Origin of the sequence: Streptomyces sp. NPDC096079, from assembly GCF_040303145.1 — a bacterium.
GTDB lineage: Bacteria > Actinomycetota > Actinomycetes > Streptomycetales > Streptomycetaceae > Streptomyces.
On sequence record NZ_JBEOST010000002.1, the window covers coordinates 1 to 13836 of the forward strand.

The window sequence follows — 13836 nt, forward strand, 5'->3', positions numbered from 1 at the left end:
GGGGCGCCCGCTCAGCCGGCGCCCGCCGGCGGGGGCGGGGGGGGCCCCGCCGGCCCCCCCCACGGCTCGCCTAGACCAGCGCGCTGCCCGGGAGCTCGACCTTCGCGCCGAGCTCGACGAGCTTCTCCATGAAGTTCTCGTAGCCGCGGTTGATCAGGTCGATGCCGTGGACCCGGCTCGTGCCCTGGGCCGCGAGCGCGGCGATCAGGTACGAGAAGCCGCCGCGCAGGTCGGGGATGACCAGGTCGGCGCCCTGGAGCTTCGTCGGTCCCGACACGACCGCGGAGTGCAGGAAGTTCCGCTGGCCGAAGCGGCAGTCGGAGCCGCCCAGGCACTCGCGGTACAGCTGGATGTGCGCACCCATCTGGTTGAGCGCGGAGGTGAAGCCGAGCCGCGACTCGTACACCGTCTCGTGGACGATGGAGAGACCGGAGGCCTGCGTCAGGGCCACGACCAGCGGCTGCTGCCAGTCGGTCTGGAAGCCGGGGTGCACGTCCGTCTCCAGGGCGATCGCGTTGAGCGAGCCGCCCGGGTGCCAGAAGCGGATGCCCTCGTCGTCGATCTCGAAGGCGCCGCCGACCTTCCGGTACGTGTTGAGGAAGGTCATCATCGAGCGCTGCTGGGCGCCGCGCACGTAGATGTTGCCCTCGGTGGCCAGCGCCGCCGACGCCCAGGAGGCCGCCTCCAGGCGGTCCGGGAGCGCCCGGTGGGTGTAGCCGTCGAGCTTGTCGACACCGGTGATGGTGATGGTCCGGTCGGTGTTGATCGAGATGATCGCGCCCATCTTCTGCAGGACGCAGATCAGGTCCTCGATCTCGGGCTCCACGGCCGCGTTCGACAGCTCGGTGACGCCCTCGGCGAGGACGGCGGTGAGCAGCACCTGCTCGGTCGAGCCGACCGAGGGGTACGGGAGGCGGATCTTGCAACCGCGAAGGCGCTGCGGGGCCTCCAGGTACTGCCCGTCCGCCCGCTTCTCGATGGTCGCGCCGAACTGGCGCAGCACGTCGAAGTGGAAGTCGATGGGCCGGCCGCCGATGTCGCAGCCGCCGAGGCCCGGGATGAAGGCGTGGCCGAGGCGGTGCAGGAGCGGGCCGCAGAAGAGGATCGGGATGCGCGACGAACCGGCGTGGGCATCGATGTCAGCCACGTTGGCGGACTCGACGTGCGTCGGGTCGAGGACGAGCTCGCCGGGCTCCTCGCCCGGGCGGACCGTCACTCCGTGCAGCTGGAGCAGTCCGCGGACCACGCGGACGTCACGGATGTCGGGCACGTTGCGCAGACGGCTGGGGCCGCTGCCGAGCAGGGCGGCGACCATCGCCTTGGGCACGAGGTTCTTCGCGCCGCGGACGCGGATCTCGCCCTCCAGCGGGGTGCCGCCGTGGACAAGCAGGACATCGTCAGTGCCGGTCATGAATCTCGCGTTCCGAAAGTGGGGTCCGACGGGTGGCCAGAGAAAAGGGTAAGGGGCCATGAGACCCCGATCGGGTGCCTCGGGGGGCCTGTCAGATGTAATGAATTCGGCACAACACCCTCTGTTCCCGTGATCTTGCGGAGCGTCACCGTCCGCTTGTCCTCGCGGGACGGCCCGGCGTCGTGGCCGCGTCCCTCCTGAACTGCGCTGGTCCCCGGCTTCCCCGCATCCCGTCCGACAACCCACGCGAACGGCGAAGATGCGGGATCATGTGTCGCATGACCGAGGTGTCCTCGCTCACAGGACGGCTGCTCGTGGCCACCCCCGCGCTGGCGGACCCGAATTTCGACCGCGCGGTCGTCCTGCTGCTCGATCACGACGACGAGGGTTCGCTCGGCGTCGTCCTCAACCGGCCCACGCCGGTGACCGTGGGCGACATCCTCGCCCCCTGGGCGTCCCTCGCGGGTGAACCCGGCGTCGTCTTCCAGGGCGGCCCCGTCTCGCTCGACGCGGCACTCGGCGTCGCCGTCATCCCCGGCGACGAGGGCCCGCTCGGCTGGCGGCGGGTGTACGGCGCGATCGGCCTGGTCGACCTGGAGACCCCGCCCGAGCTGCTCGGACCCGCGCTCGGCTCGCTGCGGATCTTCGCGGGGTACGCGGGCTGGGGTCCCGGCCAGCTGGAGGCCGAGCTGGGCGACGGGGCCTGGTACGTGGTCGAGTCGGAGCCCGGGGACGTCTCCTCGCCGCGCCCCGAGGCGCTCTGGCGGCAGGTGCTGCGACGGCAGCGCGGAGAACTCGCCATGATTGCGACATATCCGGACGACCCCACTCTTAACTGACGACACTCCATCAATTCGGGCCATGGGGCCCGGACATGGACCGGTCCAGCGGTCGTCCGCGTGTGCGATACGGGCTTTCGGTGACGCGCGTCTGTCCGAAGAGAGACGCGATGCGTACGATGATCCGACTTCCCCGAGCCCATAGTGCGCACAGACGCGCCCAGACGATCAAGAGATGACCACGTGCCTGTCATAACCGCTGCCCGGAGCGGCCGTGTCTCGACGCGGGTGCCCGCCGAGCAGGTCGGATCCGTGCTGCCCACTCGTCTCGACTCGCTGACGAGCCTGAGGTTCTTCGCCGCCTTCGCCGTGTTCGCCCATCACTTCACCGGAGTGGGCGGCAAGACGGGCTACGGGCGCGCACCGTCGATCTTCCCCTACTCGGAGATGGGCGCCCACGGGGTCACCTTCTTCTTCGTCCTCTCGGGCTTCCTGCTGACCTGGGTCTACAAGCCGTACGAGCACCCGGTCGCGTTCTACATACGCCGGGTGGCGCGCATCTGGCCGGCGACCCTGGTCGCCGCCGTGCTCGCCTTCTACGTCTTCTACCACCGGGCCCACGAGGCGGTGGAGTGGAAGTCGTTCATCGCCTCGCTCTTCCTCGTGCAGAACTGGCTCCCCGAGGCCACCCCGACGCTCCCCGGCAACCCGGTGACCTGGACCCTCAGCGTCGAGATCCTCTTCTACGCCCTGTTCCCGCTGCTCGCCCGGTTCGTCGTCCGGATGCGCACCCCGCTCCTCGTCGGCCTGACCGTCGTCGGCCTCGTCGGCATGTGGGCGGTCAACTGGTGGGCCTTCCACAACCTCTCCGGCGAGTCGGCCCGCTGGGTCATGCGCCACCCCACCGTCTACCTGCCGCAGTTCCTGCTCGGCATGACGGTCGCCCTGCTGATCCGCCGCGGCCTGCGCATCCCGCTGCGCCCGATCGTGCCGCTGGCGCTGCTGGCCGTCTACGTCTTCGGCTACTTCCAGCTGCAGGCCCGCGTGTCGGACCGCTGGGACGCACAGCTGGAGTACACGCTCCGCCCCACGCTCGCCGTGATCGCCGCGCTGATCATCATCGCGTTCGTGCAGCGGGAGCTCGCCGGCCACCGCGGCGTCCTCAACAAGAAGCCGCTCATCCTGCTCGGCGTGTGGTCGTACAGCTTCTACCTGCTGCACCACTCCGTGAGCCGCTTCGCCACCTACGAGTGGGGACGGATCGCGGACAAGGACTCGGCGCTCTTCGCCATGCTCGGCATGGGGCTCGTCATCCTGGTGATGTCCTGGGCGCTCTACCGGTTCGTCGAAGAGCCCGCCAACCGCTTCCTGGTCCGCCGCATCCCCGCCCGCTGGCGGCGCAGCGCTCCGACCGCCCCCGTCGCCCAGCACACGCCGTGACCGCCCCCCTCGACGCTCCGGTTCCCGCGCGCGCGTGGGTACCCTTGGCGGTTATGAGCACTCTCGAGCCCGAGCGCGGGGCAGGTACGGGAACCCTCGTCGAGCCGACGCCGCAGGTGTCCCACGGTGACGGCGACCACGAGCGCTACGCCCATTACGTCCAGAAGGACAAGATCATGGCGAGCGCCCTCGACGGCACGCCCGTCGTGGCGCTGTGCGGAAAGGTCTGGGTACCGGGGCGCGACCCCAAGAAGTACCCGGTCTGTCCGATGTGCAAGGAGATCTACGACTCCATGGGCGCCGGCGGCGACAAGGACAAGGGCGGCAAGGACAAGTAGGCGTCGTGCCGCCCCGACGTCGGGGCAGGCCCTTCGACGGCCCCCGTCACGCGTACTCCGGTACGCGTGACGGGGGCCGTTTCGCGTCTCCGGGACCTCCGCGCGCGTTGCACGGGCTGCTTTCGCCGGTCACGGAGTGGTTGAGGTGGTCGAGACCTCTTGTCGGCCCGCCGGGCACGCGCCTAACCTCACGCGTGTTGTGCAGTGCGAAACGCTCATTGCACATCTTGCAACGCACGCATTCGGAGGGGATCCGCCATGAAGTCCGCCCTGAAGCTTCCCGCCGCGCTCCTGATGGCCGGCCTCGCCGCCACCGCCTGCGCGCCCCAGACGTCCGGCGGCACCGCCACGGCCGACGACACGAGCGGAACCCTGCGCGTCTGGCTCTTCCAGGAGGTCAGCAACAAGCCCAAGGCACAGGTCGTCGACCAGGCCGTCGCCGCCTTCGAGAAGCGTCACACGGGCACGAAGGTCGAGGTCGAGTACATCCCCGTCGAGACCCGCGCCCAGCGCGTCAAGGCCGCCTTCAACGACCCGAAGTCCGCGCCCGACCTCATCGAGTACGGCAACACCGACACCGCCGGATACGTCAAGGACGGCGGACTCGCCGACATCAGCGCCGAGTTCGCCGCCTGGGACGAGGCCAAGGACACCGACCCCACCGCCAGGCAGTCCGTCACCGTCGCCGGCAAGGTCTACGGCGCCCCGCTCTTCGTCGGCGTCCGCGCGCTCTACTACCGCACCGACGTCTTCGCGGAACTCGGCCTCGCCGCCCCCAAGAGCCAGGCGGAACTCGTCTCCACGGCCAAGAAGATCCGCAAGGCGAAGCCCGAGCTGTACGGCATCGCCGTCGGCGGCGCCTACACCTACGGCGCCCTGCCCTTCGTCTGGGCCGCCGGCGGCGAACTCGCCACCGCGAACGGCACCGCCTACCGGGCCGCCGTCGACAGCGAGGCCGCCCGCAAGGGCATCAGCACGTACACCTCGCTCTTCGGCGACGACAACTGCCCGGCCGCCAAGTGCGCCCAGATGGGCGGCAACGCCACCGTCACCGCCTTCGCCTCCGGCAAGGCCGCCATGGCCATCGGCGGCGACTTCAGCCACGCCGCCGTCGAGGCCGGCACCGTGAAGGGCAAGTACGCCGTCGTCCCGCTGCCCGGCACCACCCCCGGCTCCATCGCCCCCGCCTTCGCCGGCGGCAACAACATCGGCGTCCTGAGGAGCACCACCCACCGCACCCTCGCCGTCGACCTCCTCAAGTCCCTCACCGGCAAGGACACCCAGGGCAAGCTGTTCGACGCGATGGGCTTCCTGCCCACGTACACCGACGTCCGCACCGCCGCCGCCCGGCGCCAGCCCTTCGTGAAGCCCTTCATCGACACCCTCGGCGCCGGCACCAGGTTCGTCCCCGCGTCCCCCGGCTGGGGCCAGATCGACGCCTCCCTCGTGCTGCCCACGATGTTCCAGGAGGTCGTCAGCGGCCGCAAGGACGTCGCCACGGCCTCCGGCGACGCCGCCGAGAAGATGGACGCGGCGTTCGCGGCCGCGGGCTGAGCCGCATGACCACGACCCAGCTCACCCGCCCCACCGAGCCGGTGAAGACGGCCCCCCGCACCCCCCGGCGCACCAGCGCCTGGACCCCCTGGCTCTATCTGCTGCCCGCCCTCGCCGTCCTCGGCGGCCTCCTCGTCTACCCCGTCTACCAGCTCGGCCTGATCTCCTTCCTGGAATACACCCAGGCCCAGGTCAGCGGCGGCGAACCGACCTCCTTCCAGGGCTTCGCCAACTACACCGCCCTCTTCGCCGACCCCCAGTTCCGCCAGGTCCTCCTCGCCACCGTCGTCTTCGCCGCCGCCTGCGTCGTCTCCACCCTCGCCGTCGGCTGCTCCCTCGCGGTGCTCCTCACGCGCGTGCGTGCCCTGCCCCGGCTCGTCCTGATGCTGGCCGCACTCGGCGCCTGGGCGACCCCCGCCGTCACCGGCTCCACCGTCTGGGTCTTCCTCTTCGACCCCGACTTCGGCCCCGTCAACCGGCTGCTCGGACTCGGCGACCTCTCCTGGACGTACGGGCGGTACAGCGCCTTCGCCCTCGTCCTGCTCGAAGTGGTCTGGTGCTCGTTCCCGTTCGTGATGGTGACGGTCTACGCCGGCATCAGGGCCATCCCGGCCGAGGTCCTGGAGGCCGCCGCCCTCGACGGCGCCTCGCAGTGGCGGATCTGGCGCTCGGTCACGGCCCCCGTGCTCCGGCCGATCCTGGTCGTCGTCACGATCCAGTCGATCATCTGGGACTTCAAGCTCTTCACCCAGATCTACGTGATGACGAACGGCGGCGGCATCGCCGGCCAGAACCTCGTCCTCAACGTGTACGCCTACCAGAAGGCCTTCGCCTCCTCCCAGTACAGCCTGGGCTCGGCGATCGGCGTCGTCATGCTGCTGATCCTGCTGGCCGTGACGCTCGTCTACCTGCGCCTCCTGCGACGCCAGGGAGAAGAACTGTGACCTCCGCACGGATACGGATGCGGATACGGCGTCCCGGGCGCCTCGCCGCCGAGGCCGTCACCCTGCTCGTCGCCGCCGCCGTCGCCTTCCCGCTGTACTGGATGGTCCTCTCGGCCCTCAAACCCGCCGGCGAGATCCAGTCCAGCCACCCCCGGCCCTGGACGCTGTCCCCGTCCCTCGACTCCTTCCGGCGCGTCTTCGAACAGCAGGACTTCGGCCGCTACTTCGTCAACTCGCTGATCGTCGCGGGCACCGTGGTCCTCGCCTCGGCCCTCATCGCCTTCCTCGCGGCGACGGCCGTCACCCGGTTCCGCTTCCGGTTCCGGACGACGCTGCTCGTCATGTTCCTCATCGCCCAGATGGTGCCGGTCGAGGCACTGACCATCCCGCTGTTCTTCCTCATGCGGGACCTCGGCCAGCTCAACACCCTCGGCTCGCTGATCCTGCCGCACATCGCCTTCTCGCTGCCCTTCGCGATCTGGATGCTGCGCGGCTTCGTGAAGGCCGTCCCCGAGGCGCTGGAGGAACAGGCCCAGATCGACGGCGCGAGCCGCACCCGTTTCCTGTGGCAGATCCTCTTCCCGCTGGTGCTCCCCGGCCTCGTCGCGACGAGCGTCTTCTCGTTCATCTCGACCTGGAACGACTTCCTCTTCGCGAAGTCCTTCCTCATCAGCGACACCTCGCAGTCGACCCTCCCCATGGCCCTGCTCGTCTTCTTCAAACCCGACGAGAACGACTGGGGAGGAATCATGGCCGGGTCGACCGTGATGACGATCCCGGTGCTCGTCTTCTTCGTACTCGTACAGCGCCGCCTGGTCTCCGGACTCGGCGGAGCGGTGAAGGACTGACGCGATGACCCACTCCATGGACCTGATCCCGGCGCCGCTGTCGGTCGGACGCCGGGGGAGCGCCCCCGGGCACGTCACGCTCGACGAGCGCACCACGCTCGACGCGGGCCCGGGCACCGAATCCACCGCCCGCTGGCTGAGGTCCGCCCTGGGCGCCGCCACCGGGCTGTCCTTCGCCGACGGCGCCGGGCCGTACGCGATCCGGCTGAGGATCAGCGAGGAGAGGGAGCGGGAGTACGGCCCCGAGGGCTACCGCCTCTCCACCGAGGCCGCGGACACGGCCGCCGTCATCGAGGGCGGCGGGCCCGCCGGGGTGTTCTGGGGCGCCCAGACCCTCCGTCAGCTCCTCGGCCCGGAGGCGTACCGCAAGGCGCCCGTGACGGACGGGGGCTGGGACCTCCCGCTCGTCACCGTCGAGGATCGGCCCCGCTTCGGCTGGCGCGGCCTCCTGCTCGACGTCTCCCGGCACTTCATGCCCAAGGACGACGTCCTGCGGTACCTCGACCTGCTCGCCGCCCACAAGCTCAACGTCCTCCACCTCCACCTCACCGACGACCAGGGCTGGCGCATCAGGATCGAACGCCACCCGAAGCTCACCGAGATCGGCGCCTGGCGGAGCCGCACCAAATGGGGCCACCGGGACTCGCCGCTCTGGAACGACACCCCGCACGGCGGCTTCTACACCCAGGACGACATCCGCGAGATCGTCGCCCACGCCGCCGAGCGGCACATCACCGTCGTCCCCGAGATCGACCTCCCCGGCCACGCGCAGGCCGCCATCGCCGCCCACCCCGAACTCGGCAACACCGACGTCGTCGACACCACCGCCCTCACCGTCTGGGACACCTGGGGCGTCAACCCCAACGTCCTCGCCCCCACCGAGGCCGTCCTCCGCTTCTACGAGGGCGTCTTCGAGGAGGTCCTCGACCTCTTCCCGTCCCCCTTCGTCCACGTCGGCGGCGACGAGTGCCCCAAGGACCAGTGGAAGGCCTCCCCGACCGCCCAGGCCCGCATCGCGGAGCTCGGGGTGGGCGACGAGGAAGGACTCCAGTCCTGGTTCATCCGCCACTTCGACCGCTGGCTCGCCGCCCGCGGACGCCGCCTCATCGGCTGGGACGAGATCCTGGAGGGCGGCCTCGCCGAAGGGGCGGCCGTGTCGTCCTGGCGGGGCTACGCGGGCGGGATCGCCGCCGCCGAGGCCGGCCACGACGTCGTCATGTGCCCCGAACAGCACGTCTACCTGGACCACCGTCAGGCACCCGGCGACGACGAGCCGATGCCCATCGGATACGTCCGCACCCTGGAGGACGTCTACCGCTTCGAACCCGTCCCGCCGGGACTCGCCCCGGAGGCCGCCGCCCACATCCTGGGAACGCAGGCCAACGTCTGGACCGAGGTCATGGAGAACCGGGCCCGCGTCGACTACCAGGTCTTCCCCCGCCTCGCCGCCTTCGCCGAGGTCGCCTGGTCCGCGCTCCCCGCGCCGGAGGCGCGCGACCTCGCCGGTCTCGAGCGGCGCATGAGCACCCACTACCGGCGCCTCGACGCACTCGGCGTCGACTACCGCCCGCCCACCGGACCCCACCCCTGGCAGCGGCGCCCGGGGGTCGTCGGCAGGCCCCGGGAGGGCACGCCCCCGCCCGTGTGAGGGACACGACGTCAGCCGCTCGCCACCCGCTCACCCAAGAGCGGCGAAACGGAAGTTACCGTCCCACCCGGGGCGTCCCGGACGGAACAGTCCTTCGCGGACCCTCGCGCCGGACTCCTCGGAAGATGTGCCAGAGTTGCCACGTCCGGCCTGTGAGCACGTACGGTACGCCCACACGCAGGCGCGTCGTACCGCCGCTCGCAGGCGCGACGGCCGGGCACAGTCGGGGACCACCGGGACACCGGGAAGGGGCAGCGGGTTGACCACGCACGCACCACAGACGGCGCAGTCCGTGACGCTGCCCGCCTCGCTCGACGAGGCCGTGGCGGCGCTCACGGCCATGCCGGCCGCCGTGCCCGTCGCCGGCGGCACCGACCTCATGGCCGCCGTCAACAAGGGCCAGCTCCGCCCCGCCGGACTCGTCGGCCTGAGCCGCATCAACGAGATCCGCGGCTGGCAGTACCAGGACGGCCACGCCCTGCTCGGCGCCGGCCTCACCCACGCACGGATGGGCCGCCCCGACTTCGCCGCCCTCATCCCGGCCCTCGCCGCCGCCTCCCGCGCGGCCGGGCCGCCCCAGATCCGCAACGCGGGCACCCTCGGCGGCAACATCGTCACCGCGGCGCCCACCGGCGACTCGCTGCCCGTCCTCGCCGCCCTGGAGGCCGACCTCGTCGTCCTCGGCCCGCTCGGCAGCCGCGAGATCCCCGTCTCCCACCTCCTCGCGGGCCGCGACCTGCTCGCCCCCGGAGAACTCGTCGGCTTCGTCCGCGTCCCGCTGCTCCACGCCCCCCAGGTCTTCGTCAAGGCCACCGGCCGCACCGGCCCCGCCCGCGCCACCGCCTCCGTCGCCGTCGTCCTCGACCCGGCCCGGCGCGGCGTGCGCTGCGCTGTCGGCGCCGTCGCGCCCATGCCGCTGCGCCCCCTGGAGGCCGAGCGCTGGATCGCCTCGCTGATCGACTGGGACAACGACCGGGGGCTCGCCCCCGAGGCGCTCGCGGCCTTCGGCGAGTACGTCGCCGCCGCCTGCATCCCAGACCCGCCGGGCGACGAACAGCTGCCCCCGGCCGTACTGCACCTGCGGCGCACCGTCGCCGCACTCGCCCGACGGGCACTGGGGAGGGCACTGGCATGAGCGACGAGCGCACGGGTCAGACGGGCGGCTGGGAGCCGATCCCGCAGAGCGAGGGGTACGACGGCGACGCCACCGCCTTCGTCCAGCTGCCGCCCGACTTCATGCTGGACGGCGTCCCCCTGGAGGCCCCGGGCCACGGCTACGTCCCGCCGATGATCACCCCGCTCCAGCCGCTCGCCCCGGCCCCGGCGACGGACCCGGCGGCGACGGGCACCTGGTCGGTGCACGTCCCGACGGAGGCGCAGCAGACACCGCAGTACTTCGAGGGCGACGCGTTCACGGGCGGGGAGCAGTTCCACCCGCCGGCGTACGTGGAGCACCTGGTCGAGCAGGACCCGCACGCCACGGCCGAGTGGCGCTTCGAGGAGGCCGTGACGGGCGCCGCGGACCCGGCGGCCACCGGCCAGTGGCAGATCCCGGCGGAGCCGGAGGAGCCGACGGCGCCCGCCCCGTACGCCCAGGCGCCGGCGACGCTGCCGGGGGGCGCGGCCGCGCCGTGGACGCTCCAGGAGCAGCCGGCGGCGGAGGAGGCACCGGAGCAGACGCCGGAGGCCGTCCAGGAGGCCGCGGAGGAAGCCGTACAGGAGGCCGCGACGGAGACGGCCCCCGAGGCCGCACCGGAGGCCGTGACGCCCTCCGCCGAGGCCCCGGACACGGACCCGATCCCTTCCGGAGCCCCGGCCCCTTCCGAAGCCCTGGCTCCGGCTCCTTCCGAGGTCCCGGCTCCGGAAGAGCCCGCCACCCTGCCCCTCGACGCCTCCACGGACAGCGACGAGCACCCGCACACCTCGTACACCCTGCGGGTCAACGGGACCGACCGCCCCGTCACCGGTTCCTGGATCGGCGAGTCGCTGCTCTACGTGCTGCGCGAACGCCTCGGCCTCGCGGGCGCCAAGGACGGCTGCTCGCAGGGCGAGTGCGGCGCGTGCAACGTCCAGGTCGACGGCCGGCTCGTGGCCTCCTGCCTGGTGCCCGCGGCGACCGCCGCCGGGAGCGAGGTGCGGACCGTCGAGGGCCTCGCGACCGACGGCGAGCCCTCGGACGTGCAGCGGGCGATGGCCCGGTGCGGCACCGTCCAGTGCGGCTTCTGCATCCCCGGAATGTGCATGACCGTGCACGACCTCCTGGAGGGCAACCACGCCCCCACGGAGCTGGAGACCCGCCAGGCCCTCGCCGGCAACCTCTGCCGCTGCTCCGGCTACCGCGGTGTGCTCGACGCCGTCCGGGACGTCGTCGCCGAGCGCGAGGCCGCCGCGGCCGCCGCCGGGCCCGAGACGGCCGACGAGGCCCGAGTCCCGCACCAGATCCCCCACCCGCACGACGGAGGCATGGCGTGAGCAGCGACGCGACCACCGCCGCTCCCACGGCTCTCGACACCCCCGGGGGCCTCGGCCAGGAGCCGGCGGCCCACGGCCTCGGCACCTCGCTCCCGCAGGCCGAGGCGCGGGCGAAGACCGAGGGCACGTTCCCGTACGCCTCCGACCTGTGGGCCGAGGGGCTGCTCTGGGCCGCGATCCTGCGCTCGCCGCACCCGCACGCCCGGATCGTGTCCGTCGACACCACGGCGGCGGCCGCGATGCCGGGCGTACGGGCCGTGGTGACGGCCGCCGACGTGCCGGGCGCGGCCACCTACGGGCGCCGGGTCGCCGACCGGCCCGTGTTCGCCTCCGACCTGGTCCGGCACCACGGCGAGGCCCTCGCGGCCGTCGCCGCCGACCACCCGGACACGGCGCGCCTCGCCGCCGCGGCGATCGCCGTCGAGTACGAGGTCCTCGAACCCGTCACCGACCCGGAGAAGGCGTTCGAGGCGGACGCGCTGCACCCCGACGGGAACCTCATCCGGCACATCCCGCTGCGCTTCGGGGACCCCGAGGCGACGGGCGAGGTCGTCGTCGAGGGGCTGTACCGCATCGGGCGCCAGGACCCGGCGCCGATCGGCGCCGAGGCCGGGCTCGCCGTACCGCGGCCCGACGGCGGGGTGGAGATCTACACGGCGTCCACCGACCCGCACACCGACCGCGACCTGGCCGCCGCCTGCTTCGGGCTGCCGCCCGGGCAGGTCAAGCTGGTCGTGACCGGCGTCCCGGGCGCCACCGGCGACCGCGAGGACCCCGGTTTCCAGATCCCGCTGGGCCTGCTGGCGCTGCGCACCGGCTGCCCGGTCAAACTCACCGCCACGCGCGAGGAGTCGTTCCTCGGCCACGCCCACCGCCACCCCACCCTGCTGCGCTACCGCCACCACGCGGACGCGGAGGGGCGCCTGGTGAAGGTGGAGGCGCAGATCCTGCTGGACGCGGGCGCGTACGCCGACTCGTCGAGCGAGTCGCTCGCGGCGGCCGTCGCCTTCGCGTGCGGCCCGTACGTCGTCCCGCACGCCTTCGTCGAAGGCTGGGCGGTCCGCACCAACAACCCCCCCTCCGGCCATGTGCGGGGCGAGGGCGCGATGCAGGTGTGCGCGGCGTACGAGGCCCAGATGGACAAGCTGGCGGCGAAGCTGGGCGTGGACCCGGCCGAACTGCGCATGCGGAACGTCATGGCGACGGGCGACATCCTGCCCACGGGACAGACGGTGACGTGCCCGGCCCCGGTGGCGGAACTCCTGGCGGCCGTACGCGACTTCCCGCTGCCCCCGCTTCCCAAGGACACCCCGGAGGGCGACTGGCTGCTGCCCGGCGGCCCCGAGGGCGCGGGCGAGCCCGGCGCGGTGCGGCGGGGCGTCGGCTACGCGCTCGGCATGGTGCACATGCTGGGCGCCGAGGGAGCCGACGAGGTCTCGACGGCCACGGTGCGGGTGATGGACGGAGTGGCCACGGTCATCTGCTCGGCGGTGGACACCGGTTCGGGCTTCTCGACCCTCGCCCGGCAGATCGTCCAGGAGACGCTGGGCATCGACGAGGTCCACGTGGCCCCGGTCGACACCGACCAGCCGCCGGCCGGGCCGGCCGCGCACGGCCGCCACACGTGGGTGTCGGGCGGGGCGGTCGAACGGGCGGCGAAGATGGTCCGCACGCAACTGCTCCAGCCGCTGGCCCACAAGTTCGGCATGTCGACCGAGCTGCTCCAGATCACGGACGGCAAGATCACCTCGTACGACGGCGTCCTGTCGACGACGGTCACGGAGGCGATGGACGGCAAGGAACTCTGGGCGACCGCCCAGTGCCGCCCGCACCCGACCGAGCCGCTGGACGAGTCGGGCCAGGGCGACGCCTTCGTGGGCCTCGCCTTCTGCGCGATCCGCGCCGTGGTGGACGTGGACATCGAACTCGGCGCCGTACGCGTGGTGGAGATGGCCGTCGCGCAGGACGTGGGCCGGGTCCTGAACCCCGCCCAGCTCACCGCGCGCATCGAGGCGGGCGTCACGCAGGGCGTGGGCGCGGCGCTCACGGAGAACCTCCGCACGGCCCGCGGTCTGGTCCGGCACCCGGACTTCACGGGCTACGCACTCCCGACATCCCTGGATGCCCCGGACATTCGCATCGTGAAACTCGTCGAGGAACGCGATGTGGTGGCCCCCTTCGGCGCGAAGGCGGCGAGCGCGATCCCGGTCGTCACCTCCCCCGCCGCAGTGGCCTCAGCGGTACGCGCCGCGACGGGCCGCCCGGTCAACCGCCTCCCGATCCGCCCCCAGGCGGCCGTCGCCGTGCCCAATTCGTAACCATGTGATGTCCGTTGCTTGTGCAACTGGGAGGTGCGGACTGTCGTCGTTCCTGACTACAGTGAACTTCTAGACTTGTGCCGT

General features: G+C 72.2%; 11 protein-coding genes. 10 read left to right on the forward strand and 1 reads right to left on the reverse strand.

The features are described 5' to 3' along the window. Nucleotides 1-70: 70 nt before the first annotated feature. Nucleotides 71-1411 (reverse strand): UDP-N-acetylglucosamine 1-carboxyvinyltransferase, encoded by a 1341-nt coding sequence (murA, locus tag ABTY59_RS03980; protein ID WP_329851127.1) that lies wholly within the window; start codon nt 1409-1411, stop codon nt 71-73. Nucleotides 1412-1689: 278 nt separating this feature from the next. Between murA and ABTY59_RS03985 the strand changes: the two genes are divergently transcribed. From ABTY59_RS03985 to ABTY59_RS04030, 10 genes are all read left to right on the forward strand, one after another. Continuing rightward, a complete protein-coding gene (locus ABTY59_RS03985; protein WP_352017319.1) occupies nt 1690-2250 on the forward strand; it encodes a YqgE/AlgH family protein in 561 nt (186 codons plus the stop codon). Between the two features lie 252 nt (nt 2251-2502). Then, nucleotides 2503-3630, forward strand: a complete 1128-nt coding sequence (locus tag ABTY59_RS03990) for an acyltransferase family protein (protein ID WP_352017320.1) — start codon at nt 2503-2505, stop codon at nt 3628-3630. Nucleotides 3631-3683: 53 nt separating this feature from the next. Beyond that, nucleotides 3684-3968 carry a DUF3039 domain-containing protein gene (locus ABTY59_RS03995; protein ID WP_056558193.1) on the forward strand — a complete coding sequence of 95 codons (285 nt, stop codon included), beginning with the start codon at nt 3684-3686 and terminating at the stop codon, nt 3966-3968. Between the two features lie 258 nt (nt 3969-4226). Continuing rightward, nucleotides 4227-5522: an extracellular solute-binding protein gene (locus tag ABTY59_RS04000; protein ID WP_352017321.1), complete on the forward strand. Its 1296-nt coding sequence runs from the start codon at nt 4227-4229 to the stop codon at nt 5520-5522. A 5-nt stretch (nt 5523-5527) separates the two neighbouring features. Beyond that, nucleotides 5528-6466, forward strand: a complete 939-nt coding sequence (locus ABTY59_RS04005) for a carbohydrate ABC transporter permease (RefSeq protein WP_352017322.1) — start codon at nt 5528-5530, stop codon at nt 6464-6466. 17 nt (nt 6467-6483) lie between these two features. Next, nucleotides 6484-7314: a carbohydrate ABC transporter permease gene (locus tag ABTY59_RS04010; RefSeq protein ID WP_352017910.1), complete on the forward strand. Its 831-nt coding sequence runs from the start codon at nt 6484-6486 to the stop codon at nt 7312-7314. A gap of 4 nt (nt 7315-7318) precedes the next feature. Next, complete coding sequence (locus ABTY59_RS04015; RefSeq protein ID WP_352017323.1) at nt 7319-8962, forward strand: beta-N-acetylhexosaminidase; 1644 nt, start codon at nt 7319-7321, stop codon at nt 8960-8962. A gap of 259 nt (nt 8963-9221) precedes the next feature. Next, nucleotides 9222-10097, forward strand: a complete 876-nt coding sequence (locus ABTY59_RS04020) for an FAD binding domain-containing protein (RefSeq protein WP_352017324.1) — start codon at nt 9222-9224, stop codon at nt 10095-10097. After that, nucleotides 10094-11434: a (2Fe-2S)-binding protein gene (locus ABTY59_RS04025; RefSeq protein ID WP_352017325.1), complete on the forward strand. Its 1341-nt coding sequence runs from the start codon at nt 10094-10096 to the stop codon at nt 11432-11434. The genes ABTY59_RS04020 and ABTY59_RS04025 overlap by 4 nt, the downstream gene beginning before the upstream one ends. Continuing rightward, nucleotides 11431-13752 (forward strand): xanthine dehydrogenase family protein molybdopterin-binding subunit, encoded by a 2322-nt coding sequence (locus tag ABTY59_RS04030; protein ID WP_352017326.1) that lies wholly within the window; start codon nt 11431-11433, stop codon nt 13750-13752. Before ABTY59_RS04025 ends, ABTY59_RS04030 begins: the two co-directional genes overlap by 4 nt. Nucleotides 13753-13836 lie beyond the last annotated feature (84 nt).